Genomic DNA, 25,367 nt, shown 5'->3' on the forward strand with positions numbered 1-25,367 from the left:
ACAAGCACATCTACGGCGAAGAAGGCGTCGCCTTCTACACCCGCGCCAAAGTCATCACCCAGCGCTGGCCCGAACCCACCCACGCCTCCGACGCCTCCTACAACTTCCCCTCCAACTGAGCGCAGCCCCTTCCGTCTGAAGGTCACCTCCTGAAAGTCACGTCCCGTGGGTACCCGCAGGAAGTGACCCGCAGGAGGTGACCCACAGGAAGTGACCCCCAGACGGCGAGGGCGGGGAGGGAAGGGAGGACCAGGCGGGGCCAAGCAGCTCTTCGGCGGTCTACGGCCGAGCCGCGTCCCCGCCCTGCCGCAGCGCGTCGGCGAGAACCTGCACGAGGTGCTGGCCCTCGAGCCCGGCGAGGTCAGCCACCTGGGTCCGGCACGAGAATCCGTCGGCCAGGATCTCGCGGTCGGGCGAAGCCTCGGCCCGGGCGAGGATCCCGCCGCGGGCGATCTGCTCGGAGACCTCGTAGTGGCCCGCCTCCATGCCGAAGTTCCCGGCGAGACCGCAGCACCCGGCGGAGACCTCCACGTCGCAGCCCATGGACTCGAGCAGCCGCCGGTCCGGCCCGTAGCCCATGATCGAGTAGTGGTGGCAGTGCGGCTGGACGAGCAGCTTGCGCCCGGAGTGCGGCGGCTCCCAGCCGATCCCCGTGAGGAACTCGGCCACGGTCTTCACCGAGCCCGCCACCTCGGCGGCGCGCGGGTCCCGTGGCAGCAGCTCGACCAGATCCGAGCGCAGCGTCGCGGTGCAGCTGGGCTCGAGGCCCACCACGGTCCGTCCGGCCTGGACGTGCGGGGCGAGCTCGTCCAGGGCCCGGTGCAGGCGCACCTTGGCAGCGTCGAGCTGGCCCGTGGAGATGTACGTGAGCCCGCAGCAGGCCTTCCCGGCCGAGACCTCGACGTCGCACCCGGCGGCCTCGAGCACGGCGATGGCGTCGCGGGGGATCTGCGGGTCGAGGGCGTCGGAGAACGTGTCGACCCACAGGAGCACCTTCGGCCCACCGCGCCGCGCACCCGCCGCTTCTGCCTCGCCTCCTGGCGCACGACGCCGGTCCCGCGCCTCCCAGCGGAACGGCGCGGCGGGCAGGCGGGGGAGGGAGCGGCGGCGGTCGGCCCCCATGAGAGTGAGCGCGGCGGCGCGCAGGGCCGGGACCCGCCCTGCGAGGTTGGCCAGCGGGGCGAAGGGCGCGCTGAGCCGGAGCCACCGCGGCAGCCGGCCGAGGGTGTAGTGGCTGAGGGGCCGCAGGCGCCGCCGGTAGGTCTGGAACAGCGTCTCGGACTTGTACCGGGCCATGTCGATGCCGGTGGGGCAGTCGCTCGCGCAGGCCTTGCAGCTCAGGCACAGGTCGAGCGCCTCGTGCACCTCCGGCGAGCGCCAGCCCTCGCGCACCAGGCTGCCGTTGAGCATCTCCTGCAGCGCCCGGGCGCGCCCGCGGGTCGAGTCCTTCTCGTCGCGGGTGGCGATGAAGGAGGGGCACATGAACGCCCCGGCGTCCCGGGCGTCCGCCCGGCACTTCCCTACGCCCACGCAGCGGTGCACGGCGGAGGTGACGCTCCCGCCGTCGTCCGCGAAGGCGAAGCCGGACCCGACCCGCAGCTCGACCGCCTGAGGACGGCGGAGATCGGCGTCGACCTTCGCGGGACGCACCACGATCCCCGGATTCATCAGGTCCTCGGGATCGAACAGGGCCTTGAACTCGGCCATTGCCGTGAGGGCGTCGGCGCTGTACATCGCGCCGAGCAGCTCGGACCGGGCGCGGCCGTCGCCGTGTTCGCCGGAGAGGGAGCCGCCGTGGGCGGCCACGAGCTCGGCGGCCCGCTCGAGGAAGCGGCGCAGCACCGCGCCGTCGTGCTCGAGGGGGAAGTCGAGGCGGAGGTGCACGCACCCGTCGCCGAAGTGGCCGTAGGCCATGCCGCCCACGCCCTCGCTGTCCATGAGCCCGGCGAGGGCCCGGAGGTAGTCGCCGAGGTACTCGGGCGGGACGGCGGAGTCCTCCCAGCCGCCCCAGGCCTGCCGGTCGTCCTGGGTGCGGCCGGCGTGCCCGGAGGCGTCCTCCCGGATGCGCCAGAGCCGGCTGGCCTCCTCGCCCGCGGGGAGGACCTGGGTCGCGTCGGTGGCCGCGGCGTCGGCGAGGCGGCGTGCGGCCTCGGCCGCCTCCTCGGGGGTGTCCCCCGGCAGCTCGGCGATGAGGAGGCAGCCGCCCTCGGGGACGTCGGGAACGCTGCCGGGGCCCTTGGCATGCCGGACCGCGTCGAGCAGGCCGGTGTCCAGGGCCTCGAGCGCGAGGGGGCGGAAGGGCAGGAGGTTGGGCACGTCGTCGGCCGCAGCGGCGAGGCCGGGGTAGCCGAGGACCGCGAGCGCGGGCGCCTCCGCGCGGGGGACCAGACGGAGCGTGGCCTCCAGGAGCACCCCGCACGTGCCCTCGGTGCCCACGAGGGCGGCGGCGAGGTTGGAGCCGTTCTCGGGGAGGAGGTGCTCGAGGGAGTAGCCGGAGACCTGGCGGCGGAACCGGCCGAACTCGGTGCGCAGCAGCGCTCGCCACCGGTCCACGAGCCCGGCGAGGCCCGGGACGGCGTCGAGCGCCTCCGCGCCGGAGCCCACCGTGAGCACCTCCCCCGACGGCGTGAGCCACGTCAGCGAGAGCACGTTGTCCGCGGTCCTGCCATAGGACATGGCGTGGGCCCCGCACGCGTTGTTGCCGATCATCCCACCGAGCGTGCAGCGCGTGCCGCTCGCCGGGTCGGGGCCGAAGCGCAGCCCGTGCGGGGCGCAGGCGTCCTGGAGGTCCTTGAGGACGACGCCGGGCTCGACCACCGCCGTCCTCGCCTCCGGATCGAGGCTCACGATCCGGTTCAGGTACCGGGACGTGTCGATGACCAGGCCCGGCCCGATCGAGTTGCCGGCCATCGAGGTGCCGCCGCCGCGCAGCGTGACCGGCACGCCGTGCCGGCGGGCGGCCGCGACCGCCTCGATGAGGTCCTCGCGGCTGCGGGGACGCACCACGGCGCCCGGCGCCACGCGGTAGTTCGCCGCGTCCGAGGTGTAGAGCGCCCGGGTCAGGGAGGAGTCGTCCACGTCGCCGCGGAGGCTGCCACGCAGCTCCTCGACGAGGGCGCGGAGGGCCTCGGGGCTCCGGGGGCTGGTGTCAGGACGCTGCACGGTCGACGTCATGCTCCAGTGCTACCCCGGATCGGCCGCGGATCACAGTCCAGCGCGCGGACACGGCCTCAGGCGGCGAGGCCCTTCTCCTTCAGCCACGCGTCCGCCGCGGCCTTGGGATCCTGCTTGGCGCTGCCCGAGACCTGGTCGTTGAGCTTGACGAGGTCCGCGGTGGTCAGCGCGGCCTGGACCTTGTTCAGCACGCCCTTGGCCTTGTCCGTGATCCGGTCGGTGCGCACGAGGGGCACGACCTGCTGGGCGGCGAAGTTGTTCTGCGGGTCCTCGAGCGTCACGAGGTGGTTCTGGGAGATGAGCGGCGACGTGGTGAACACGTCCGCGGCCTGGATCTGGTTGTCCAGGAGCGCCTTGATGGTCACCGGGCCGCCGCCGTCGCTGAGCGGGACGAACTGCTTGGGCGTGCACCCGTACTTGGCCTTGAGGCCGGGCAGTCCCTGCGGGCGGTCCTTCGCCTCGGGCGGCATGCCGAGGGAGATCTGGTCGCAGACCTTCCCGAGGTCGGCGAGCGTCTTGAGGCCGTACTTGTCCGCGGTGGCCTGGGTGACCACGATCGAGTCCTTGTCCTCGGCGTTCGCCGGGTCCAGGACCGCGAGGCCCTGCGGCGTCGCGGCGGGGAGGGCCTTCATGACGTCCGCGGCGCTGACGGCGGTGGCGTTCTTGTCGAAGTAGCGCAGGAGGTTGCCCGAGTAGTCCGGCACTGCGTCGATCGAGCCGTCCTGGAGGGCCTTGACGTAGACCTCGCGGGAACCGATCCCGGTCTTCGTGGTCGCCTGGACGCCGGCGCCGTTGAGCGCCCCGGCGTAGATGTCGGCGAGGATCTCGCTCTCGGTGAAGTTCGCCGAGCCCACCACGACAGGGCCGCCGGCACTGGCCTGGCCCGAGGCGGGCGCCGTCGAGAGCGGGTTGGACCCGCCGCCGCACGCGGACAGGGCGAGGGCGACGACGGGGACGGCCACGAGGGCTGCCCTGCGGGCAAGGCGTCGGTAGATGGTCACGGTCGGGTTCCTCCTGCGGTCGGTGCGGTGACGTGCCATGCTCCCGGACCGGTGCTCGCACCCGGGTCGAAGGCCATCATCCCCTGTTCTTCGGAACAGGCGGAGGAACGGATGGTCAGTGGCGCGGCGCGGGCGCGGCGGCGCGCAGCACCGCGTCTGCCACCGCACCGTACGCGAGGTGCGGCAGGATGTCGGAGACCCAGTCCGCGGCGGACCACGTGCGGGGATCGGTGACCTTCAGCAGGACCATGGGCGCGTTGCCGCCGGCCATGGCTGCGGCCCCGGCCACCGCCGATCCGACGAGCCTGCCCGGGCGCCACCCGGCGGCCCTGAGCACCGCCACGGCGACGCCGGCCGCGACGCCGGTCCCCAGCCCGAGCAGGGGGCCGAGGCCCGCCACGCGGTGGGCCTGCTCGTCCTCGTCGCCCGGGATGCCGACCCCGGCCGCGTCCGCGAGCCGGCGCGCGGATTCCTCCGGCGTGCTGCTCGCCGGGCGGGCGCGCAGGACCATGTCGAGGTACGTGGCGGCATTGAGCGCGGTGGTGCCGGCGGCTCCGGCCGCGGCTCCCGCAGCCAGGGTTGCCAGGGGGTGGGTTTCCATAGGTCCTCGTCCTCTCAGCGGGTGGAACTCTCACTGGCTCAGTTGCCCCGCCCGGGCGGCCCGGAAACGCCCCGCCCTACGCGGCGGGGCCGGATTCGACCGCCAGGCCGGCGAGGCGCCACTCGAGCATCCCGTCCTCGAGCCGGCGCGCGGTGACGCCGTGGGCGCGGAGGAGGTCCACGGCGTCGTACGCCATCACGCAGTAGGCACCGCGGCAGTAGGCCACAACCTCGGAGTCCTCGGGCAGCTCGGCCAGGCGCGCCCCGAGCTCGTCGAGGGGGATGGAGAGGGCGCCGGGAAGGTGCCCGGCCTCGAATTCCTCCCCGGGGCGGACGTCGAGCACCGTCACGGCCCCCGCGGCGGTCCGCTCGGCGAGCTCCTCGCGGGTCAGCCCCCGCTCGGCGGCCCGCTCCCCCGCGAGGCGGAGGTAGGCGACCCGCCGAGGCTCGACGCCGGCCACCCGCTCCTGCGCGACCCCCCGCAGGAGCGCGTACAGGCGCAGCACGTCCTGGCCCGCCACGGTGTAGTAGATGCGGGTGCCCTCGCGGCGGGTGGCCACGAGCCCCGCCTGCCGGAGGGTCTGCAGGTGCGCGGACGCCGTCGACAGCCCGAGCCCCGCGGCTTCGGCGAGCGCCTCGACGCTCCGCTCCCCCTGCGTGAGGAGGTCGAGCAGCTCGAGCCGCTTCCCGTTGGCCAGTGCCTTGCCCACGCGGGCGAACTCCTCGAACAGTGCCGCCTTGTCCGCCCTGCGGCCGGCCGACCCGCCTGCCATCCAGTCCTCCAAAGATCCGTGTAATACTGGATAAAATCCTATTCCATGTTTCCTTGGAGAACCAGTGAAGACCGCCGCTCCAGCCCTCGGCCTCAGGCAGAACCTCGCCCAGTTCATGCTGCTCGTCGCGGTCAACGCGCTCGTGGGCGGGACCCTCGGGCAGGAGCGCACGGTCCTGCCGCTGCTCGCCACCCGCGAGTTCCGGCTCGACCTCTACACGAGCGCCCTGACCTACATCCTCGCCTTCGGAATCTCCAAGGCCGCGATGAACTACTTCGCCGGCACCCTCTCGGACCGGTTCGGCCGCAAGCCCGTGCTCGTGGCCGGCTGGCTCGTGGCGATCCCCGTGCCGCTGATGCTCATCGCGGGCCCGGACTGGGCCTGGATCGTGGCCGCGAACGTGCTCCTCGGCGTCAGCCAGGGCCTCACGTGGTCCACCACCGTGGTGATGAAGATGGACCTCGTCGGTCCCCGCCAGCGCGGCCTCGCCATGGGCCTGAACGAGGCGGCGGGCTATCTCGGCGTCGCGGTGACCGCCCTCGCCACCGGCTGGATCGCCGCCCAGTACGGGCTCCGGCCGGGACCGTTCCTCCTCGGCGCGGCGTACGTCGCGCTCGGGCTGGGCCTCTCGGTCCTGACCGTGCGGGAGACCCACCACCATGCCAGGCTCGAGGCCGCCCAGCACGTCTCGGCCCGGGCCGCGGCCCACGGCGACCTCACCACCGGGCAGGTCTTCCGGCTCACGAGCTTCACCGACCGCTCCCTCTCCGCGGTGAGCCAGGCCGGCATGGTGAACAACCTCAACGACGGCCTCGCGTGGGGGCTGTTCCCGGTCCTGTTCGCCTCGGCCGGGCTGAGCCTGGGCCAGATCGGCCTCCTGGCTGCCGTCTACCCCGCGGTGTGGGGCGCCGGCCAGCTCGTCACCGGGGCCGCCTCGGACAGGTACGGCCGCAAGTGGCTCATCGCCGCCGGCATGGTGGTCCAGGCGGCCGCCCTCGGGATGGTCGCGGCCGGCCACGGCTTCGGGATCTGGCTCGCCGCGGCTGTCCTGCTCGGTGCCGGCACTGCGATGGTGTACCCGACGCTGCTCGCGGCGATCGGCGACGTGGCCCACCCCGCCTGGCGCGCCCGCTCCGTGGGCATCTACCGCCTCTGGCGCGACGGCGGGTTCGCCGTCGGCGCCCTGCTCTCCGGCATCCTCGCGGACGCCTACGGGCTGCCGACGGCGGTCGCGGCCGTCGCGGTCCTCACCGCCCTGTCCGGGCTGGTCGTCGCGGTGCGCATGCGCGGCGGCGACCACCCCGCCGCCTAGCCTTCCCGCCCGCAAGGCGACGCACGACGGCGGGTGGGCACCCGCCGTCGTGCGTCTCGCGAGGCGGCAGTCCCGCCGGCCACTCAGGCCACCTGCGCCTCGAGCCCCACAGACTGGATCGCCTTGGCGGCGGCCGTCTCATCGTTGTCCGAGGTGTCGCCGCTGATGCCTACGGCCCCCAGCACTGCGCCGCCGCCGTCGCGGACGATCACGCCGCCCGGAACCGGAATGAGCCGCCCGCCCAGGGCCGCGGCCGCGGCGGTGACGAAATAGGCCTGCTGCTCGGCCCGCTCCATGAGGGCGCGCGAGCCCATGCCCAGGGCAAGGGCTCCGTACGCCTTGCCGTGGGCGATCTCGAAGCGGTTGTTCGAGGCGCCGTCCTCCCGCGCCGCGGCCACGAGATGCCCCCCGGCATCGAGGACGACCACGGTCAGCGGCTTGAAGCCATGCTGGCGGCCCACGGCGAGGGCCTCGTCGACCAGGTTGCGGGCCGCGGTCAGTCCGATGCTCATGAGGCGCTCCGGACGAGTCCCTCGGCCCGCTTCTGCGCCTCGCGGCGGCGGTGCAGGATCGGCTCGGTGTAGCCCGAGGGCTGGCTCGCGCCCTCGAGCACGAGCTCGCGGGCGGCGAGGAAGGCCTCGGAGTCGAACGAGGGCGCCATGGGCACGTAGTCCGGGTCCCCGGCGTTCTGCTCGTCGACCACGGCCGCCATGCGCCGCAGCGAGTCCTCCACCTGCTCCTCGGTGATGACGCCGTGCAGGAGCCAGTTGGAGACGTGCTGGGAGCTGATCCGGCACGTGGCGCGGTCCTCCATCAACGGGGTGCCCTCGATGTCGGGCACCTTGGAGCAGCCCACACCGGAGCTCACCCAGCGGACCACGTAGCCGAGCGTGCTCTGGATGTTGTTGTCCAGCTCGTTGCGACGGGCCTCCTCGTCCCACGCGGCGGGGTCGCCGAGCGGGATCGTGAGCAGCTGCCGGAGCGTGGAGCGGCGGCCGGTGCCGAGCTCCGCCTGCCGGGCGTCCACGTCGACCTGGTGGTAGTGGATGGCGTGCAGGGTGGCCGCGGTGGGCGAGGGGACCCAGGCGCAGTTGGCTCCGGCGAGCGGGTGCGCGACCTTTGCTTCGAGCATGTCCGCGAGGTTGTCCGGCGCGGCCCACATGCCCTTGCCGATCTGGGCCCGGCCGCGGAAGCCGCACTCGAGCCCGATGTCCACGTTCGAGTCCTCGTAGGCCTTGATCCAGCTCGTGGAGCGCATGTCCGCCTTGCGGACCATCGGTCCGGCGAGCATCGAGGTGTGGATCTCGTCGCCCGTGCGGTCGAGGAAGCCGGTGTTGATGAAGACCACCCGGTCGCGGGCCTGGTAGATGCAGGCCTTGAGGTTCGCCGAAGTGCGGCGCTCCTCGTCCATGATGCCGATCTTGAGCGTGAGCGGCTCGAGGCCGAGCACGGACTCGGCGCCGGCGAGCAGGGCGCAGGCCAGGGCGACCTCGTCCGGGCCGTGCATCTTGGGCTTGACGATGTACACCGACCCGGCGCGCGAGTTGCCGCCCGCGCGCGGGCCCCGGAGGTCGTGCACCGATCCGAGCCCCGTGAAGAGGGCGTCGAGGATCTCCTCGGGCACAGGGTTGCCGGCGGCATCGAGCACGGCGTCGCTCGTCATGAGGTGGCCCACCTGGCGGATGAGCAGGAGCGAGCGGCCCGGGAGCGTCAGCTCGGAGCCGTCCGGCGCAGTGTAGACGCGGTCCGGGTTGAGGCGGCGGCTGAAGGTGCGGCCGCCCTTGCTCACGTCCGCGGTGAGCGTGCCCTGCATGAGCTGGAGCCAGTTGCGGTAGCCGGAGACCTTGTCCTCGGCGTCCACGGCCGCTACCGAGTCCTCGAGGTCCATGATCGTGGTGAGGGCAGACTCGAGCACCACGTCCTTCACGCCCGCCGCGTCGGTGGAGCCGATGGGGTGGGAGCGGTCGATCTGGATCTCGAGGTGCAGGCCGTGGTGGGCGAGCAGGATGGCCTCGGGCGCGGCATCCTCACCGCGGTGGCCCACGAACTGCACGGGCTCGGCGAGCCCGGTGGCGCCGGCGGCCGTCTCGACGACGAGGGCGCCTCCCTCGATCCGGTACGCGCTGACATCTGCGTGCGAGCCCCGGGCCAGCGGGGCGCTCTCGTCAAGGAACTTCCGGGCCTTGGCGATGACGGCCTTGCCGCGCACGGGGTTGTAGCCCGCGGTCCGCTCGCGGCCCTCGGCCTCGTCGATCACGTCCGTGCCGTAGAAGGCGTCGTAGAGGGAGCCCCAGCGGGCGTTGGCGGCGTTGGCGGCGAAGCGGGCGTTGAGGAGCGGCACCACGAGCTGCGGGCCCGAGAGGGTGGCGATCTCAGGGTCCACCCGCTCGGTCGAGATGCTGAAGTCCCCGGGCTCGTCCACGAGGTAGCCGATCGAGCGCAGGAACGCCTCGTAGGCGTCCTGGTCGATGCCGCGCTCTCCGGCAGAGCGGTGGAACTCGTCGATCTGCTCCTGGAGGCGATCCCTGACTGCGAGGAGTTCCTGCACCTGCGGGGAGAACTGCTCGATGAGCGCCGCGGCGCCCGACCAGAAGGCGTCCTCCTCGAGCCCGGTTCCGGGAAGGGCCTCGTCGCGGACGAACGCATGGAGCGCTTCCGCCACCCGCAGCCCGTGGATGTCGATTCGGTCGGTCATGGTGACTCCTCGCAGTGAAAGCACTGTTTCGCAATGCGGAAAATGGATCTCGATCCCCACGAAAATAGCCAGCATCTTGACTGCCTGTCAACGGCAGTCCGGCGCGGCACCCTCGGATTGCATCCGTGGACTGACCACTGTGGACGGACCATTGACCGGTGGCGCGGGTCACATCTAAGCTCCGAGAGGCTATTTCGGATAACGGAAAGTAACTTCCGGCACATAGCGGTCCACCACAGACAAAGGAGTCTCTGTGAGTACCTTCCACCAGCTCGTCGACCCACTGGGCGGCTCTCTCGCCCTCTCGGCCGTCCTGGCGTCCCTGCCCCTCCTCCTCCTGTTCGTCATGCTCGGCATCTTCCGGACGAAGGCATGGAAGGCAGCCGTTGCGAGCCTCATCCTCTCGGTAGTCCTCGCCATCGCGGTCTGGCAGATGCCGCCCGGACAGGCCCTCTCGGCCACCGCAGAGGGCGCCTTCTACGGTGTGTTCCCGATCCTGTGGATCCTCATCAATGCGCTGTGGCTCTACAAGCTCACCGTCGCCACGCGCTGGTTCGACGTCCTCGGCACCACGATCCGTTCGATCTCGGCCGACCTGCGGATCCTCGTGATCCTCATCGCGTTCTGCTTCGGCGCCCTGCTCGAGGCCCTCGCCGGCTTCGGCGCCCCCGTGGCGATCACCGCCGCCATGCTCGTCGCGGCGGGCATGAAGCCGCTCAAGTCCGCCACCGTGGCCCTCCTCGCGAACACCGCTCCCGTCGCGTTCGGCGCCATGGCCTCCCCGGTCATCGCGCTCAGCGGCGTCACGGGCATCCCGCTCGGGACGGTCTCGGCGATGGCCGGCCGGCAGACCCCTTTCCTCGCCCTGATCGTGCCGCTGCTGCTCGTGTTCATCGTGGACGGCAGGCGCGGCGTGCGGCAGACCTGGCCCGCCGCGGTGGTCGGCGGCGTGGTGTTCGCCATCGTCCAGTTCCTCACCTCCAACTTCTTCACGGTCGAGCTCACCGACGTGCTCGCGAGCATCGTGGCCATCGCCGCCGTCCTGCTCCTGCTGCGCGTGTGGCAGCCGGCCGAGCTGCTCGAGGCGGACCGCGCCGACGACGGGGCCGAGCCAGTGCACGCCCAGCAGGGCGCGTCGACCGCCAGGCGCGATGTCGACGCCTCCTCCACCGCCACCGTCGGCGCCCGGGCGGGGGGTTCCTCCGTGGCGGTCGGCAGCAGCGGTGAGGCCCCGCTGGGAGCCGGTCGGGCCGGCGTCGCACGCCCCACCCCGCGGGAGATCTGGATGGCCGTGGGCCCCTACCTCGTGATCATCGCGGTCTTCTCGCTGTCCCAGATCCCCGCCATCAAGAACTGGCTCACTGCCGTGGGCGGATTCTCCTTCCGCTGGCCCGCCCTCAACGTCGCGGATCCGGCCGGGAAGCAGGTGGGATCGCAGATCATGCGGTTCGACCACCTCAAGGCCACCGGCACGCTGCTGCTGATCTCAGGCCTCATCACGCTCGCCCTGTACCGCATCCCGTTCGGCCGCGGCGTGCGGATCTACGGCGAGACCCTCAAGGTGCTGCGCTGGACCATCCTCACGGTCAGTGCGGTCCTCGCCCTCTCGTTCGTCATGAACCTGTCCGGCCAGACCGGCACCCTCGGCGTCGCCCTCGCGTCCGCCGGCGGGATCTTCGCCCTCCTCTCCCCCGTGCTCGGGTGGATCGGCGTGGCCCTCACAGGCTCGGACACCTCGTCGAATTCCCTGTTCGGCCAGCTGCAGGTCACGGCCGCCGCGCATACCGGACTCTCGCCGATCCTCATGGCGGCGACGAACTCCTCGGCCGGTGTCCTCGGGAAGATGCTCTCGCTCCAGAACCTCGCCGTCGCCGCGGCCGCCGTGGGCCTCGACGGGTCCGAGAGCACGCTCTTCCGCCGCCTCCTGGGCTGGAGCCTGGGGCTCCTCGTGGTCCTCGCGGCCCTCGTGCTCATGCAGACCGGCCCGCTGTCCTGGATGGTCCCGTGACCTCCGGGGCGTCCTCCCCTACCATCACGACAACACCTGAGAAGGCACCCATGACGCTCAACATCGAGGCCTCCGGACCCATGCAGACCGATACCGGCGCGTTCGCCGCACACCCCCGGGCCACCTTCGACACGGCCGCGCGGGCCGCCGTGGCCACCGACCGCTCCGGCTACGAGCCGCCGACCCTGCCCGACGCCGTGGTCCAGGCCGAGTCCGTCGAGGACGTGGTGCAGGCCCTCCGCCTCGCCCACGAGCACCGCCTGCCGGTGGTCCCGCGGGGCGCCGGCACCGGCCTCGCGGGCGGTTCCAGCGCCCGTGCCGGCGAGATCGTCGTCGACGTCTCCCGCATGAACCGCATCCTGAGCATCGATTCGGTCGAGATGATCGCTGTCGTGCAGCCGGGCGTGCTGAACGCAGAGGTCAACGCGGCCGCGGCCGAGCACGGGCTCTTCTACGCCCCCGACCCGGCCAGCACGGCCATCTGCTCGATCGGCGGCAACATCGCCACGAACGCGGGCGGCATGTGGTGCGCCAAGTACGGGGTGACGCGGGAATCGGTGCTCGGGCTCACGGTGGTCCTCGCAGACGGCCGCGTCCTGCACACCGGCCGCTTCACCATCAAGGGCGTCACCGGGTACGACCTCAACGCCCTGTTCATCGGCTCCGAAGGAACCCTCGGCGTGGTGGTCGAGGCGACTCTGCGGCTGCGGCCCCGGCCCGTGCGCACGGAGACCCTCGCGGCGTACTTCCCCGACGTCGAGGCGGCCGGCCGCGCGGCTTCGGCGATCACGGCCGCGCGGATCCAGCCCTCGATCCTCGAGCTCATGGACGGCCCCACCCTCGGCGCCGTGGACCTTGCCGAGGGGACCCGGCACCGGGAGCTCGGCGGAGCCTTCCTGCTCGCGCAGACGGACGGCTTCGGCGCCCACCTCGAGCTCGACGAGATCGCGTCGGTCATCGGCCCCTACGCCTCCACGGTGCACCGGGCCGGCGGCGCGGAGGAGGCCGCGGCCCTCGTCAAGGCCAGGCGGGACGCGATCCCGGCGCTCGAGAAGCTCGGCCGGGTCTCGATCGGGGACATCGCCGTGCCGCGCAACCGGCTCGCGGAGGCGTTCGCCGGACTCGACCAGATCGCCGCCCGGACGGGGACCCGGATCTTCAGCGTGGCCCACGCCGCGGACGGCAACCTGCACCCCATGATCGTGGTCGGCCCCGAGGAGTCGATCACCTCCGGACCGGCGAAGGAAGCGCTCGGCGAGATGTTCCGCCTCGCACGGCGGCTCGGCGGAACGCTCACCGGCGAGCACGGCGTGGGACTGCTCAAGCGCGAGTGGGTCGGTGAGGAACTCGGCGAGACCTCACGCTCGCTCCAGCAGGCGATCAAGTCCACCCTGGACCCCTCGGGCATCCTCAACCCGGGCAAGGCGATCTGACCCCGCCCGCGCGGGAGGCGAGGCACGACGGCGGCCGGGCACCCGCCGTCGTGCCTCGCCGGACGGAGGGGCCGGGCTCAGCCCTTGAGCGAGCCGGCGGCGATCCCCTCCATGAAGTAGCGCTGGCCGAACGCGAAGATGACCATCATCGGCAGGGTCACCAGCAGCGACGCGACCATCACGAACTGGTAGTCGCCGTGGCCCCCGGCCGTGGGCGAGTACATGGTCATCGCGTAGGCGATGCCGAGGGGCACCGTGTACCCGTGGGGGTCGCCGAAGTTGAGGTAGATGAGCGGGCCGGCGAAGTTGTTCCACGAGGCCTGGAACTCGAAGATGAACACGATGATCGCGCTCGGCAGCGCGAGCGGGAACGCGATCCGGCGGAAGAGCCCGAAGAAGGAGCACCCGTCGATCCGCGCGGCCTCGAACAGGTCCCGCGGCAGCGAGAGGTAGAACTGCCGCATCAGGAAGATGTAGAACGCGGACCCGAACAGCGTCCCGCCCCACAGGGGCACCGTGGTCCCGAGCCAGCCGAGCGTCTTCCAGATCAGGTAGTTGGGGATGAGCGTCACGGCGCCGGGCAGCATCATGGTGCCGAGCAGGACGCTGAACAGCGCGTTCTTCCCCGGGAACCGGAAGTAGGCGAACCCGAAGGCGATGGCCGAGCTCGTGAGGGTGACGATCGTGGCCGCCGCGAGCGCGATGAAGACCGAATTGAAGACCCAGCTGAGCAGGGGCAGCTGGTTCCAGACGTCCGCGTAGTTCTGGGGCGTTGGCGTCAGCGGGATCAGCCGGTTGTCGAAGACCTCGCCGCGGGGCTTGAGCGAGGCCGCGAGCAGCCACGCGAACGGGTACAGGAACGCGAGCGCGAAGCCGATGAGCAGCACCCAGCGCACGGCGCTGCCGAGCCGCCGCAGTGCCCGGCTCCGGCGGTCGGCCCCGGGCAGCGGGGCGGCCGGACCGCCGGCCGAGCCGCGCCGCAGTGGCTCCGCGGTGCCCGGGGTGGCTCCTGCGGCGGTGAGCGGCGCGGCCGCCGCGGCGGCGGACGGATCGTCTGCCGCGGTCGGTTCGAGGCCGGGGTTGGCGTTGGTCACGGGCGGTCGTTCCCCTCGTAGTGGACGAACCGGTTGCCGACCTTGATCTGGACCAGGGTGATGACCATGATGATCGCGAACAGCAGCCAGGCCATCGCGGCGGCGGGGCCGAAGTTGAACTGCTGGAACGCCTGCTGGTAGAGGTACACGCCGTAGAAGCGGGCGGCGTCCGGCACGGACGAGTTCCCGTCCCGGTAGAACAGCAGGTAGGCCTGGTCGAACACCTGCAGCGCCCCGATCGTGTTGACGATCACGAGGAAGAACAGCGTCGGGGAGATCATCGGGATGGTGATGTGGAAGAACTGCTGGACGCGGTTGGCGCCGTCCGTCGCCGCCGCCTCGTACAGCTCCCGGGGCACGGCCTGGAGCGCCGCGAGCAGGATCACGGTGGTGCCCCCGACGCCCCACAGGCTCATCAGCACGATCGAGGGCTTCATCCAGGCGGGGTCAGCCAGCCACTGCGGCCCGACGATGCCGAACAGGCCCAGGAACTTGTTGATGGCCCCGCTGTTGCCGTTGAGCAGCAGGAGGAACACTGCGGCCGTGGCGACCCCGGGCGTCATCTTGGGCAGGTAGTAGACCACCCGGAAGAAGCCGGAGGCCCGCTTCACCCCGTTCAGCAGCGAGGCCAGCAGGAGCGCGAAGGCGATGTCGAGCGGCACGGCCATCGCGGCATAGACGAAGGTGTTCCCGAGCGAGGCGAGGACGTTCGGGTCCTGCACGAGCCGCGTGTAGTTCTCGAAGCCGGCCGGGCTGCTGGCACCCGTGGCGAGGTCGTAGTTCTGGAACGAGAGCACCAGGCTCCAGCCCATCGAGATCACCGTGAAGATCAGCAGCCCCGCGATCCACGGTGCGATGAAGAGGTAGCCGGCAGCCGACTCCCGGAGGTTGTACTTCCTCCTCCGGGGCGGGCGCCCCGCGCGTGCGGCGCGGGGCGCCCGGGCTGTCCGGCCGCTCGTCTCGGCCGTCATCAGCCGTTCTTGCCGGCCGAGGTCTGCTGCCAGGCACGCATCGCCGTGGCCTGCGCGTCCTTGAGGGCGGTGGCCGGGTCCTTCTCGCCGGAGAGCGCCACGGCGACGGCGTTGGAGAGCGCGTCCTTGATCGCCGAGCCCGCGGGGGAGCTGCCGAAGGAGGCGGTGTTCCCGTCCAGCGTCGAGTACGCGGTGCTGATCAGCTGGTCGAAGTCCGCGCTGCCCGAGGGCGCCACGTGGGCAGCGCGGACCGCCTTGTCGGCGGCCGGGGAGCCGGTGAACAGGCCCGTGTTGATCGAGTTCTTCTGCTGCACCGTCGTGGCCCTGGCGTCGCCGGCCGCCTTCCAGGCGTCCAGCGAGGTGGCCTTGATGGCCCAGGCGCACGCGGCGGAGGGGTTCTTGGCCGCGGTCGGGATGGCGAGGGCGGTCCCGCCGGCGTAGCCGAGGGCCTTGCCGTCCACGGTCTTGATGGGCACCCCCACCACGCTCACCTTGTCCTTGGTCGCGGAGAGCACGTTGATGTACCACTGGGCCCAGGTCTGGGCGCCGACCTCGTTCTTCACGTACTGGTTCTCGTTGCCGAAGACGTCCATGGAGTCCTTGAAGGACTTGATGGCGGCGTAGCCGCCCTGCGCGTCCATGAGCTTCTTCATCCAGGTCAGGGCCGTGACGTCGGCGGCCGCGTCCAGGGTCGGCTTGCCGCTGGCGTCCATGGCGCTCCCGCCGAAGACCTGCAGCCACAGGTCGGCGGAGCCGGGCAGGTCGGGGTCGAAGCCGATCACCGAGGGCTTGCCGCCGGAGGCCTTGTACATCTTCTGCGCGGCCGCGACGATCTGGTCCGGCTTGGACGTGTCGAGCTGGTCGGTGCCCACGCCGGCGGCCTGCATCACGTTCTTGTCCGCGATGAGCATCGAGGTCTGGAAGAACTGGGGGACCCCGTAGACCTTGCCGCTGTAGGTGACGCTCTTCGTCGCCGCGGGGTAGTACTGCGTCTGCGGGTCCACGCCCCAGAGCGAGTAGCAGGCATCGAGCGGCTGGATGAGGCCCTTGTCCGCGAGCGTAGGGACGAGGCTGCGGTCCACCTGGATGAGGTCCGGGACCTGGCCCGAGGCCGCCTGGGCGGAGAACTTCTGGGCGTCGAAGTTGGTGGTGTCCATGGTCACCGTGGCCGGGGCGACCGCCTTCGTGGCCAGATCGGAGCGGGACTTGCCCACCTCGTCCGAGGGGTTGAAGCCGCTGGTCTTGAGCGTGCCCGAGACGTCCTTGCTGAACGAACCCCCGCCGGCCTGGCCGCTGGGGGCGGCGCCGCCCCCGGACGCGGCGGGGTTGCACGCGGTGAGTGCCACGAGAACGGACAGGGACAGCGCTGCGGCGCTGAGCTTGGTCCTGTGAGTCGACATTGACGTCCTCTTCCTTCAAGCCCTTGAAGTCCCCCGGGTGCGCAGGGGGACGTACGGAGTTCCGGGTGTTCCCCCTGCTTGAGAACGATGCCCCTTCTAGGCGAAGGCTATCGAGGAGAAGCGGAGGAGTCCCGCACCCGCCGCGGCCGTGTCGGAAGCGGCACGCTTGCCCTACGGCGCAAAGCGGCCTACAGTGGGAATACCCCCAGGGGTATTAGCTCTCGGACGCAGGAGAATCCTCATGTGCAGCCCCGCAACATGCCCCACCTGCGGCAAGGTGACCTGGACTGGCTGCGGCCAGCACGTCGACCAGGTGTTCGCGAACGTCCCCGAGTCCCGCCGCTGCCCTGGGCACGACGGGTCCGCCGCCGGCGGCAGCCTGCCGGGCACGTTCCTCTCCTGGCGGTGAGCACTCCGGGGCCGCAGGGCTCCGCGTTCGACGCCGACCCCGTCCTCTCCCTGCCGGCCGCCCCGCCGCTGCTCCCCGCCACGCGGCGGGCGGTCCTGGCGACGTGGCTGCGGGGGCGATGGGCCACCGCCGCGGCGGCCGCGGTGCTCGCGGCCGCCGCACTGGTCGTGGCCAACGGCGCCTTCGACGCCGCCTCCCTCCCCGGTGCCCTCTGGACAGCGGTCCTCGTCGCAGCCGGATCCGCCGCGTTCGGACTGCTCGTCGGCAGCCTCGTCGGAGCCCCGATCGGGGCCGAGGCGACCGCGTGCGATGTCCGCGGACCACTGTTCGGCATGATGGGCCTGCTGCTGGCCACGACGCAGGGCCGCTCGAGCCTGCTCGTCCAGCTGTGCGCCGGCCTGCCCCTGGACGCGATCCGCTACGGTGTCCAGCCCGCGGTGGGCGCCGCCGCCGTCGCGCTCATGGCGGCCGCGCTCTCGGCGCGCCTCAGGCTCGAACGCGATGCCCTCTCGGATCCGGCCGGCGCCCAGGCCTGCGCGACCTGCGTGCCCCTGTTCCCGCGCCACCCGCAGCCGTAGACCCGTAGGCCGCCCGCCCAAAGGGGGCGGCCTACGGGATCTGCGGCGCCCGGGCCTTCGCGGCGAGCAGGCCGAGGAGGAGCCTGTCCCGCTCGGCGAGAACGGCGTCCCAGTCCCGGCCCTCGAGCTCGGCGGCCACGCCCTCGGCCATGGTCGCGATGTACTCGTCGGTCTCCGGGTACGCGCCCAGATCCGCCGCCCACTCCCGCATGGACGGTCCGAGGTGCTCGAGGAAGTGGGTGATCCCGCCGTCGCCTCCGCCGGCGTGCATCGTGAGGAACGGCCCCAGCAGCGCCCACCGCAGGCCGGGGCCGTACGCGACCGCCGTGTCGATGTCCGCGACGCTCGCCACGCCGGTGCTGACCAGGTGGAACATCTCCCGCCAGAGGGCATCCTGCAGCCGGTTGGCCACGTGCCCGGGAACCTCGCGGTTGATCCGGATGGGCTTCTTGCCGATCCCGGTGTAGAAGGCCAGGGCCCGGTCCACGTTCTCCGGCGCGGTCTGTGCCCCGCCGAGCACCTCGACGAGCGGGATGAGGTGCGGCGGGTTGAACGGGTGCCCGAGCACGAGCCGCTCCGGGTGCCGCATGCCCCGCTGCGCCTCGGAGACCAGCAACCCCGAGGACGAGCTCGCGATGAGCACCTCGGCGCCGGCGCCCTCCTCGATCTCGGCGAGGATGGCACGCTTGAGCTCGAGTCGCTCGGGCCCGTTCTCCTGGACGACGTCCGCTCCGCGGGCAGCCTCGGCGGCCGTGGGCGCGAATGTGAGGCGGTCCTGCGGGGCGCCGCCCTCCCCCGCCCCGCCGCCGAGCGCCGCGAGGGTGGGCCAGAACGCGTCGACGTGCGCGCGGAGCCGGCCCTCGGCGCCCTCGGCGGGATCCGAGGCGGCCACCCGGAAGCCTCGGGAGAGGTAGTAGGCGGCCCAGCTCGCGCCGATGGTGCCGGCACCGATCACGGCCACCGTTCCCGGGGTCGTCGTGGAGGTCATCGCGGTCCTTCCGTGGTCAGAGCGCCTTCACGGCGCCGAGGACCTTGGTGAGGGAGTCCTTCGCGTCGCCGAACAGGAGGGCGGTCTTGGGGTCGTAGAGCAGCTCGTTCTCGATGCCGGCGAAGCCCGGCCGCATGGACCGCTTGAGGAAGACCACCTGCTTGGCATCGGCGACCTCGAGGATGGGCATGCCGTAGATCGGGGAGCCGGGAGTGGACTTCGCGGCGGGGTTGACCACGTCGTTCGCGCCCACCACGAGTGCGACGTCGGCCTGCCGGAACTCGCCGTTGACCTCGCTCATCTCCTTGAGCGACTCGTAGGGCACGTTCGCCTCGGCAAGGAGCACGTTCATGTGGCCCGGCATGCGTCCGGCCACCGGATGGATGGCGAACTCGACGTCGGTCCCGCGGGCCTCGAGCGCGGCCGCGAGCTCTGCGGCCGTGTGCTGGCCCTGCGCGACGGCGAGCCCGTACCCGGGCACGATGATGACCTTCTGCGCGTAGCCGAGCAGCACCGCGACGTCCTCGGGGTTCGAGGAGCGGACGGGGCGGTCGGAGACGGCGGTGGAGCCCGCCGTCGACCCTCCGCGGAATGCGCCGAACATGATGTGCGTGACGCTGCGGCCCATGGCGGCGGCCATGAGCCGGGTGAGGATCGTGCCGGACGCGCCGACGAGCGTGCCGGCGACGACGAGGAGCACGTTGCCGAGCACGAGCCCGCTCGCCGCCACGGCCAGGCCGGTGAACGCGTTGAGCAGCGAGATCACGATGGGCACGTCCGCCCCGCCCACGGGCAGCACGAGGAGGATGCCCGCCACGAGCCCGAGGGCGAGGAGCACGACGGCGAGCGGCACCGAGCCCGTCGCGACCACGGCCCCGGCCGCGACGAGCGCGGCGAGCAGCACGGCGCCCATGAGCACGGGCAGTCCGAGGAACGTGACGGGCCGGGTGGTCATGAGCTCCTGGAGCTTCGCGAAGGTCACCGCAGAGCCGGCGAAGGAGACGGCGCCCACCAGGAGCGTGAAGACGATCGCGAGCCGAACCCAGCCGCCCGCGGGGCCGTCCGCGTGGGGCAGCTCGAGCAGGGCGACGAGGGCCGCCGCGCCGCCGCCCACGCCGTTGAACAGGGCCACGAGCTGCGGCATCTGGGTCATCTTCACGCGGCGGGCGATCGGCGCCGCGATCGCCGCGCCCACCGCGATCGCGGCGAGGATCCAGGGGATGTTGGCGAGCCGGGTCGAAAGGAAGACGGTCGCGAGGGCGATCGCGGCGCCGAGGGCGCCCACGAGGTTTCCGCGGCGCGCATGCTTGGGCGAGGACAGGCCCTTGAGGGCCAGGATGAAGCACACGGCCGCGGCGAGGTAGAGCAGCGCGGTCCAGGTCGGGCCGAGGAGGGGCGCGGAGGCGGTCACCGGGCGTCCTCCTTGGCCCCGGAAGCGGGGCGGCGGCCCTTGAACATCTCGAGCATCCGGTCCGTCACCACGAACCCGCCCACCAGATTGGCGGTGGCGAGCACGACGGCGAGCAGGGCCACCGCGAGCACCCACCCGTCCTCTGCCTGGCCGGCCACGACGATCGCGCCCACGAGGATGATCCCGTGGATCGCGTTCGCGCCGGACATCAGCGGGGTGTGCAGGATGCTGGACACCTTAGAGACCACCTCGAAGCCCACGAACACCGCGAAGACGAGGATCGTGAGCACCTCCACTCCGCCCATCAGCCTGCCCCTTCCTCGGTCTCGTCGGCTTCGCCCGGCGGCCGGTCCCGCCGCACCGTGCCGGCGGCGACCGGGGCGCCCGGGGCGCCCGCCGCCGGGGCGGTGGCCGCGAGCGCGGCGAGCGCCTCCGCGGTGGGCTCGTGGCGCACCTCGCCCGCGTGCGTGAGGCAGGCACCGGCCACCACCTCGTCGTCGAAGTCGGGGCGGATCTCGCCGCCGTCGCCCGGTTCGCGCGGCACGAGCAGCTCGATGAAGTTGGCGACGTTCTTGGCATACAGGCGCGAGGCGTCCGCGGCCATCGCCGAGGCCGCGTCCTTGAGGCCGACCACGGTGACCTCGCCCCCGCCGTCCCCCGTCGGCACGGCGACGTCCTCGCCCGGGACGGAGCCCTCGACGTTGCCGCCGGACTCGGCCGCCATGTCCACGACCACCGAACCGGGCCGCATGGCGGCGACCATCTCCCGGGTGACGAGCAGCGGGGCGCGGCGGCCGGGGACCGCGGCGGTGGTGATGAGCACGTCGGCGTCCGCGACGTGCGGGGCGAGGAGGCGGCGCTGGAGGGCGCCGCGGTCGGCGGAGAGCTCGCGGGCGTATCCGCCGGCGGCCTGGGCGGACTCGGCGGACTCCACGTCGAGGCGGACGAAGGTTCCGCCCATCGAGGCGACCTCGTCCGCGGAGGCGGGGCGGATGTCGTTCGCCGAGACCCGGGCGCCGAGGCGCTTGGCCGTGCCGATGGCCTGGAGGCCCGCCACCCCGGCCCCGAGCACGAGCACCTTGGCGGGGGGAATCGTGCCGGCGGCGGTCATGTAGAGCGGGAAGAAGCGCGGCAGCCGGATCGCGGCCTCGAGCACGCAGCGGTAGCCCGTCACCAGGGCCTGCGAGGTGAGGGCGTCCATGGACTGCGCGCGCGAGATCCGCGGGACGAGCTCGAGCGCGAAGGCGGTCGCGCGGCTGTCCGCGAGGGCGCGGACGGTGGGCAGCTCGGTGGACGGCGAGGCCAGCCCCACCGTGACCGCGCCGGGGCGGAGGGCTGCGGCGACGGCCGGATGGAGCGGCCGGACGTGGGCCAGGAGGTCGACGTCCGCGAGGTCGAGCGCGGGCACCACCTCGGCGCCGGCCTCGGTGTACGCGGCGTCGCCATGCCCGGCGGCCGCTCCGGCCCCTGACTCGACCACGACTCCGAGCCCCAGGGCCGCCAGCTGCCGCACGGTCTCGGGGGTCGCGGCGACGCGCCGCTCGCCGAGGAGCCGCTCCCTTGCGATCCCCACCCTCACGTGCACACCTCCGCTCCGGCGGCGCACCGTGGCCGCCTGAGCCAGAGTCTATGCGCCGGCGCCCCGGTGTCTACGATCCCTCGCCCTGTCCTGCCTGGCCGGCGATGTTGACGAGCCAGGCGATGCCGAAGCGGTCGGTGAGCATGCCGAACGTGTCCCCCCAGACGGCCTTCTCGAGCGGCATCGCCACGGTGGCACCCTCCGTGAGCCTGTCCCAGTAGCCGCGCAGCTCGTCCTCGGTCTCGGGGCCGCCGCTGAGTGAGACCGAGAAGTTGTTGCCCGGGTGGTACTCCATCCGCGACGGCGTGTCCGAAGCCATGAGGGTGAAGCCGCTGGGCGTGGTGAGCTGCGAGTGCATGACGAGGGGCCCCTCGGAGGGATCGGTCGCTGCGTGCAGGTCGTCGAAGGTGGAGATGCTCAGCTCCCCGCCGAGCACCGACTGGTAGAACGTCATGGCGTCCCGGGCGTTGTCCTTGAAGCTCAGGTAGGGGTTGAGGGTGGCAGGCACAGTACGGGCTCCTCGCGAGAGATCTGACGCTGACCCTCAGGACCCTACGACGTGCCGCCGGCAGTTGTCAGCCGCCGAACGGCCCTATCCGGCGAGGCGCTCGAGGTGGGCCACCACGGCGGCCCGCTTCGGCGACCGGGGCGGAAGGAGGCTGAGCGCGGTCCGCCATGCCTCGGCGTCGGCCGCCGCCTCGGGGAGCCTGAGGTAGTGCAGCACGACGTCGACGGCGGCGCTGCCCACCACGGCCTCCCGCAGCGTCGCCGACAGCTCCTGCCGGAGCTCCGCGATCGCCGGGGCCTCAGAGCGCGGCAGGAGCTGGCCCGCATAGGCGCCGAGGGCCTGCCGGTGGGAGCCCCGGGCCAGGAGGGCGAGGGCGGTCATCGAGTCGACCTCGAGGCCGTCCACCCGGTAGGGGCGTGAGAGCAGCGTGACGCCGGTCCCCGAGGCCTCGAGGACCTTGCGCAGCCGCACGAGCTCAGCCCGCAGGGTCACCGGCGGCACGGGCTGGGAGTAGAGGCGCTCGGCCAGCTCCTCGGCGGTCAGTCCGCGCGGGTTGCCGGCGAGCAGCACGAGGATCTCAGAGTGCCGCACGCTCAGGTTCAGCTCGCGTCCTGACCAGCGCAGCACGCCCTGGTCGCGGCCGGTGACGGCCAGGACCGCGCCGACCGGCCGCTGGGCCCGTTCGATGCGGGGCTTCCGCTCCGGGCCGAGCCCCCTGAGCCGCTCCTCGACGGCCGCGACCGTCGCCCTGAGCCAGGGCAGGGCGTGGCCGCCCACGGCCTGCTCGCCCCCGGTGATGTCCACGACGCCCAGGGTCTGCCCCGTCCCGGGGTCGCGGATGGGCATCGCGGTGCACGAGAACGCCTCGACCAACGGGCTGAAGTGCTCGGCGCCGTGGATCTGCACCGGCCCGCCCGTGGCCACGGCCGTGCCGGGGGCCGAGGTGCCGACGCTCGCCTCGGACCAGTCGGCGCCCTCGAGGAAGGCCATCCGCTCGGCCCGCCGCCGCACCGAGGCGTCGCCGCCGAGCCACAGGAGCCGGCTGTCCGCATCGCCCACGGCCACGAGGATGCCGGAATCACGGGCGGGCTCGACCAGGAGCTGGTCGATCACGGGCATCACGGGGGCGAGGGGATGCTCCGCGCGGTAGGCGTCGAGTTCGCCCTCGCCGAGGATGCTCGTGACCACCGCGTCCTCGCGGCGGGGATGCACGGCGAGGGAGCGGCGCCAGGAGTCGGCCACGACAGGGCGCGCCGATCCCCCGTCCCCCTCTGCGGGGGCCAGATCGGGTGCCGACTGCACCGGGTTCGCACGCACGCCCACCCACTCCTTCATGTGTGCCGTGGGTCACAGTGTACGCGTCGCCGCGGCCCTCGCGGCCGGCCGAAGGTTGCGAGCACGTTGCGCCGGCGGCAGCCGAGGTCCTGCCTGACGGGAGCGCTCAGCCGCCGTGCGCGGTGCGGTCGACCACGAGCGCCTGCGCCGCCGCCTCGCGGATCTGGGCGATGGCACTGCGCACCGCGTCCAGGTTCGGCAGCCCGGCGAGGTCGCTGAAGACCTCCCCTGATGGCCCCGTCATGCGCAGCCGGTAGGAGCCGCGCCTGGCCGGGTCTCGGAGTACTTCGAAGGTCGGGCTCATCATTCACCTGTCGGTCCGCAGATCGCTGTCCGCTCGATTATGTGACAGTCCCAGTCTCACTCACTGGCTCGGGCGTGACCAAGGTCAAAGGTCACATATCGGCATCTCGCGCGCGTCTATGGGCCTAGCCGCCCGCGATCGACTGGATGACGAGGATCTCCTGCCCCGCGGCGACGGGCGTGGACAGGCCGCGCCCACGGCGGACGTCCTCCCCGCCGACGTACACGTTCACGTGCCGGCGCAGCTCGCCCCGCTCGTCCCGGAGCCTGCGGCCCAGCACGGGGTAGTCGCGGCCGACGGCGTCGAGCGCCTCCCGCACGGAGGCCGCCTCCGCGTCGGAAAGCTGGAACTGCGTCCGCCCTCCGCTCGCCGCGGCCAGGACGGAGGGGACGACGACGGTGACCGGCACGCCTAGGCCGCCGGGCCGGCGTCGTGCGCTGGCTGGGCGCCCGGGGTGAGCTCGGCGGCCCGCACGCACAGGACGTCGGGCAGGTGCGCGATCACCTCCTGGAAGGACTCCCCTTCGTCCGCGCTGGCGTACACGGAACCGCCGCGGGTGCCGAAGTAGACGCCCGCCGGTTCGGCGGTGTCGACGGACGCGGCGTCGCGCAGCACGGTGTTCCAGTCCGGCTCGGCGAGGCCCGCCGTCAGGCTGCGCCACGTCTCCCCGGCGTCGTCGGTGCGGTGGACGGCGAGGCGGCCCTGCGGGGCCACCCGCTCCCAGTCGGAGACGAGGGGAACGACCCAGGCCGTGCCGCTGCGCCGCGGATGGGTGAGCATGACGAACCCGAAGTCGGCGGGCAGCCCGTCGGCGATCGAGACCCAGGTGTCCCCGCGGTCGTCGCTGCGGTAGACGCCCCGGTGGTTCTGTGCGTAGAGGCGGCCGTCGGTGTCCGCCGCGATCTTGTGCACGCACTGCCCCACCTCGGGACTCGGATCGGGCAGGAAGTAGGCGGAGATCCCGTGGTTCCGCGCGGTCCAGCTCGCGCCGGCGTCGGTGCTGCGGTACACGCCGCCGGCGCTGATGGCGACGTGGACCTGGTGCGGGTCCTCCGCGTCCGGCACGATCGTGTGCACGGCGGCGCCCCCGGCGCCCGGCGCCCACCGGTCCCTGTCGGGATGGTCCCAGAGGGCGCGGTTGAGCTCGAACGTCGCGCCGCCGTCCGTGGACTTCCACACCGAGATGGGCTCCGCCCCGACCCAGACCACGTCCGGCCTGTCCTGGACGTCCGGCTGGATCTGCCAGATGCGCTCGACGGCGGCATCGGTGCCCTCCGGGAAGACGACCGAGCCGTGCTCGGGCTCCGTCCAGGTCGCGCCGAGGTCGTCCGAGTGCACGACGGTGGGCCCGAAGTGCTCCGAGCGGACGCCCACGAGCAGGCGGGTCCGGCCGCCGCGCGTGTCGATGGCGACGGAGGGGATCTCCTGCATCAGGAACTGGGGCTCGGCGACGGTCCAGGTCTTGCGGTCCTCGCTCGTCGCGAGCCAGAGCCCCTTCTTGGTCCCGACAGCGAGGAGGAAGCGCGGCGTGGTCATCGCACCATCAGAGCACCGGGGCCGCCGGCACAGCAAGGGGGCGGCCATGAAGTCACTACGCCCGAAGGTAGGCAGACCTAACCCGCGGCGGTACTGTCGTATCAGGACCCAAGGCTGCCCCGGAGTGCGTATTCCCCCAATTGCGCGCTCCGGGGTCTTTGTTTGGTGTGTTTAAGTGCGGGAGCCCCCCAACCTGGTGGTTGGGGGGCTCGACCGTGTGGTGTTGTCCGGCGGTGTCCTACTCTCCCACACCCTGGC

General features: G+C 72.5%; 23 protein-coding genes. 5 read left to right on the plus strand and 18 right to left on the minus strand.

Going from position 1 to position 25,367, the window contains the following annotated elements; all coding sequences use genetic code 11:
• Positions 1-279: 279 nt before the first annotated feature.
• From J2W20_RS18750 to J2W20_RS18765, 4 genes are all read right to left on the minus strand, one after another.
• Complete coding sequence (locus J2W20_RS18750; RefSeq protein WP_307008643.1) at positions 280-3,174, minus strand: FAD-binding and (Fe-S)-binding domain-containing protein; 2,895 nt, start codon at positions 3,172-3,174, stop codon at positions 280-282.
• 56 nt (positions 3,175-3,230) lie between these two features.
• The gene (locus tag J2W20_RS18755) at positions 3,231-4,214 is read right to left on the minus strand and encodes an ABC transporter substrate-binding protein (RefSeq protein ID WP_373458055.1); all 984 of its coding nucleotides are present in this window, start codon (positions 4,212-4,214) and stop codon (positions 3,231-3,233) included.
• 76 nt (positions 4,215-4,290) lie between these two features.
• The gene (locus tag J2W20_RS18760; protein WP_307008645.1) at positions 4,291-4,776 is read right to left on the minus strand and encodes a hypothetical protein; all 486 of its coding nucleotides are present in this window, start codon (positions 4,774-4,776) and stop codon (positions 4,291-4,293) included.
• A gap of 76 nt (positions 4,777-4,852) precedes the next feature.
• The gene (locus J2W20_RS18765; RefSeq protein WP_307008647.1) at positions 4,853-5,548 is read right to left on the minus strand and encodes an ArsR/SmtB family transcription factor; all 696 of its coding nucleotides are present in this window, start codon (positions 5,546-5,548) and stop codon (positions 4,853-4,855) included.
• Positions 5,549-5,663: 115 nt separating this feature from the next.
• Here J2W20_RS18765 and J2W20_RS18770 point away from each other — a divergent pair, with 115 nt between their 5' ends.
• Complete coding sequence (locus tag J2W20_RS18770; RefSeq protein WP_307008668.1) at positions 5,664-6,860, plus strand: MFS transporter; 1,197 nt, start codon at positions 5,664-5,666, stop codon at positions 6,858-6,860.
• A gap of 83 nt (positions 6,861-6,943) precedes the next feature.
• Here the strand turns inward: J2W20_RS18770 and J2W20_RS18775 are convergent, their stop codons facing one another.
• Positions 6,944-7,372, minus strand: a complete 429-nt coding sequence (locus J2W20_RS18775) for a GlcG/HbpS family heme-binding protein (protein ID WP_307008649.1) — start codon at positions 7,370-7,372, stop codon at positions 6,944-6,946.
• A complete protein-coding gene (locus J2W20_RS18780; RefSeq protein ID WP_307008650.1) occupies positions 7,369-9,555 on the minus strand; it encodes a malate synthase G in 2,187 nt (728 codons plus the stop codon). The genes J2W20_RS18775 and J2W20_RS18780 overlap by 4 nt, the downstream gene beginning before the upstream one ends.
• 253 nt (positions 9,556-9,808) lie before the next feature.
• Here J2W20_RS18780 and J2W20_RS18785 point away from each other — a divergent pair, with 253 nt between their 5' ends.
• On the plus strand, positions 9,809-11,563 hold the full coding sequence (locus tag J2W20_RS18785; protein ID WP_307008652.1) for an L-lactate permease: 1,755 nt from the start codon (positions 9,809-9,811) through the stop codon (positions 11,561-11,563).
• A gap of 50 nt (positions 11,564-11,613) precedes the next feature.
• Complete coding sequence (locus J2W20_RS18790; protein WP_307008653.1) at positions 11,614-12,996, plus strand: FAD-binding oxidoreductase; 1,383 nt, start codon at positions 11,614-11,616, stop codon at positions 12,994-12,996.
• Between the two features lie 77 nt (positions 12,997-13,073).
• On the opposite strand, the gene J2W20_RS18795 is transcribed toward J2W20_RS18790, so the two are convergent.
• The 3 genes from J2W20_RS18795 to J2W20_RS18805 are packed head-to-tail and all read right to left on the minus strand — an operon-like array spanning position 13,074 to position 16,461.
• Positions 13,074-14,090 (minus strand): carbohydrate ABC transporter permease, encoded by a 1,017-nt coding sequence (locus J2W20_RS18795; protein ID WP_307008654.1) that lies wholly within the window; start codon positions 14,088-14,090, stop codon positions 13,074-13,076.
• Positions 14,087-15,061, minus strand: coding sequence for a carbohydrate ABC transporter permease (locus J2W20_RS18800; RefSeq protein WP_307008655.1), 975 nt, complete (start codon positions 15,059-15,061; stop codon positions 14,087-14,089). Before J2W20_RS18800 ends, J2W20_RS18795 begins: the two co-directional genes overlap by 4 nt.
• On the minus strand, positions 15,061-16,461 hold the full coding sequence (locus tag J2W20_RS18805) for a sugar ABC transporter substrate-binding protein (RefSeq protein WP_307008656.1): 1,401 nt from the start codon (positions 16,459-16,461) through the stop codon (positions 15,061-15,063). The genes J2W20_RS18800 and J2W20_RS18805 overlap by 1 nt, the downstream gene beginning before the upstream one ends.
• Positions 16,462-16,702: 241 nt before the next feature.
• On the opposite strand from J2W20_RS18805, the gene J2W20_RS18810 reads away from it, so the two are divergent.
• A complete protein-coding gene (locus tag J2W20_RS18810; protein WP_307008657.1) occupies positions 16,703-16,870 on the plus strand; it encodes a hypothetical protein in 168 nt (55 codons plus the stop codon).
• Complete coding sequence (locus J2W20_RS18815) at positions 16,867-17,448, plus strand: hypothetical protein (RefSeq protein ID WP_307008658.1); 582 nt, start codon at positions 16,867-16,869, stop codon at positions 17,446-17,448. The genes J2W20_RS18810 and J2W20_RS18815 overlap by 4 nt, the downstream gene beginning before the upstream one ends.
• A 31-nt stretch (positions 17,449-17,479) precedes the next feature.
• On the opposite strand, the gene J2W20_RS18820 is transcribed toward J2W20_RS18815, so the two are convergent.
• The 9 genes from J2W20_RS18820 to J2W20_RS18860 all read right to left on the minus strand — a co-directional run bounded on the left by J2W20_RS18820 (position 17,480) and on the right by J2W20_RS18860 (position 25,109).
• Positions 17,480-18,436 (minus strand): 3-hydroxyacyl-CoA dehydrogenase NAD-binding domain-containing protein, encoded by a 957-nt coding sequence (locus J2W20_RS18820; protein ID WP_307008659.1) that lies wholly within the window; start codon positions 18,434-18,436, stop codon positions 17,480-17,482.
• Between the two features lie 16 nt (positions 18,437-18,452).
• Positions 18,453-19,847, minus strand: coding sequence for an NAD(P)(+) transhydrogenase (Re/Si-specific) subunit beta (locus J2W20_RS18825; RefSeq protein WP_307008660.1), 1,395 nt, complete (start codon positions 19,845-19,847; stop codon positions 18,453-18,455).
• Positions 19,844-20,152, minus strand: coding sequence for an NAD(P) transhydrogenase subunit alpha (locus J2W20_RS18830; protein WP_307008661.1), 309 nt, complete (start codon positions 20,150-20,152; stop codon positions 19,844-19,846). The genes J2W20_RS18825 and J2W20_RS18830 overlap by 4 nt, the downstream gene beginning before the upstream one ends.
• Entirely contained in the window at positions 20,152-21,426 is a 1,275-nt protein-coding gene (locus J2W20_RS18835; RefSeq protein ID WP_307008662.1) for a Re/Si-specific NAD(P)(+) transhydrogenase subunit alpha, read from the minus strand. Before J2W20_RS18835 ends, J2W20_RS18830 begins: the two co-directional genes overlap by 1 nt.
• Positions 21,427-21,496: 70 nt before the next feature.
• Positions 21,497-21,934, minus strand: a complete 438-nt coding sequence (locus J2W20_RS18840) for a VOC family protein (protein ID WP_307008663.1) — start codon at positions 21,932-21,934, stop codon at positions 21,497-21,499.
• An 84-nt stretch (positions 21,935-22,018) separates the two neighbouring features.
• Entirely contained in the window at positions 22,019-23,251 is a 1,233-nt protein-coding gene (locus tag J2W20_RS18845) for a GAF domain-containing protein (protein WP_307008664.1), read from the minus strand.
• A 124-nt stretch (positions 23,252-23,375) separates the two neighbouring features.
• Positions 23,376-23,513, minus strand: coding sequence for a hypothetical protein (locus tag J2W20_RS18850; protein WP_307008665.1), 138 nt, complete (start codon positions 23,511-23,513; stop codon positions 23,376-23,378).
• Between the two features lie 184 nt (positions 23,514-23,697).
• On the minus strand, positions 23,698-23,982 hold the full coding sequence (locus tag J2W20_RS18855) for a MoaD/ThiS family protein (protein WP_307008666.1): 285 nt from the start codon (positions 23,980-23,982) through the stop codon (positions 23,698-23,700).
• Positions 23,983-23,984: 2 nt separating this feature from the next.
• Positions 23,985-25,109: a WD40/YVTN/BNR-like repeat-containing protein gene (locus J2W20_RS18860; RefSeq protein WP_307008667.1), complete on the minus strand. Its 1,125-nt coding sequence runs from the start codon at positions 25,107-25,109 to the stop codon at positions 23,985-23,987.
• Positions 25,110-25,367: the final 258 nt, after the last annotated feature.

It is taken from the genome of Sinomonas atrocyanea (assembly GCF_030812675.1).
GTDB classification, from domain to species: Bacteria; Actinomycetota; Actinomycetes; order Actinomycetales; family Micrococcaceae; genus Sinomonas; species Sinomonas atrocyanea_B.

What these genes read in the sequence shown, in the direction of transcription:
- J2W20_RS18750 (WP_307008643.1), bottom strand. Translation starts at nt 3,174, where the DNA reads ATGACGTCGACCGTGCAGCGTCCTGACACCAGCCCCCGGAGCCCCGAG.
- J2W20_RS18755 (WP_373458055.1), bottom strand. Translation starts at nt 4,214, where the DNA reads ATGGCACGTCACCGCACCGACCGCAGGAGGAACCCGACCGTGACCATC.
- J2W20_RS18760 (WP_307008645.1), bottom strand. Translation starts at nt 4,776, where the DNA reads ATGGAAACCCACCCCCTGGCAACCCTGGCTGCGGGAGCCGCGGCCGGA.
- J2W20_RS18765 (WP_307008647.1), bottom strand. Translation starts at nt 5,548, where the DNA reads ATGGCAGGCGGGTCGGCCGGCCGCAGGGCGGACAAGGCGGCACTGTTC.
- J2W20_RS18770 (WP_307008668.1), top strand. Translation starts at nt 5,664, where the DNA reads ATGCTGCTCGTCGCGGTCAACGCGCTCGTGGGCGGGACCCTCGGGCAG.
- J2W20_RS18775 (WP_307008649.1), bottom strand. Translation starts at nt 7,372, where the DNA reads ATGAGCATCGGACTGACCGCGGCCCGCAACCTGGTCGACGAGGCCCTC.
- J2W20_RS18780 (WP_307008650.1), bottom strand. Translation starts at nt 9,555, where the DNA reads ATGACCGACCGAATCGACATCCACGGGCTGCGGGTGGCGGAAGCGCTC.
- J2W20_RS18790 (WP_307008653.1), top strand. Translation starts at nt 11,614, where the DNA reads ATGACGCTCAACATCGAGGCCTCCGGACCCATGCAGACCGATACCGGC.
- J2W20_RS18800 (WP_307008655.1), bottom strand. Translation starts at nt 15,061, where the DNA reads ATGACGGCCGAGACGAGCGGCCGGACAGCCCGGGCGCCCCGCGCCGCA.
- J2W20_RS18805 (WP_307008656.1), bottom strand. Translation starts at nt 16,461, where the DNA reads ATGTCGACTCACAGGACCAAGCTCAGCGCCGCAGCGCTGTCCCTGTCC.
- J2W20_RS18810 (WP_307008657.1), top strand. Translation starts at nt 16,703, where the DNA reads ATGTGCAGCCCCGCAACATGCCCCACCTGCGGCAAGGTGACCTGGACT.
- J2W20_RS18820 (WP_307008659.1), bottom strand. Translation starts at nt 18,436, where the DNA reads ATGACCTCCACGACGACCCCGGGAACGGTGGCCGTGATCGGTGCCGGC.
- J2W20_RS18830 (WP_307008661.1), bottom strand. Translation starts at nt 20,152, where the DNA reads ATGGGCGGAGTGGAGGTGCTCACGATCCTCGTCTTCGCGGTGTTCGTG.
- J2W20_RS18850 (WP_307008665.1), bottom strand. Translation starts at nt 23,513, where the DNA reads ATGACGGGGCCATCAGGGGAGGTCTTCAGCGACCTCGCCGGGCTGCCG.
- J2W20_RS18860 (WP_307008667.1), bottom strand. Translation starts at nt 25,109, where the DNA reads ATGACCACGCCGCGCTTCCTCCTCGCTGTCGGGACCAAGAAGGGGCTC.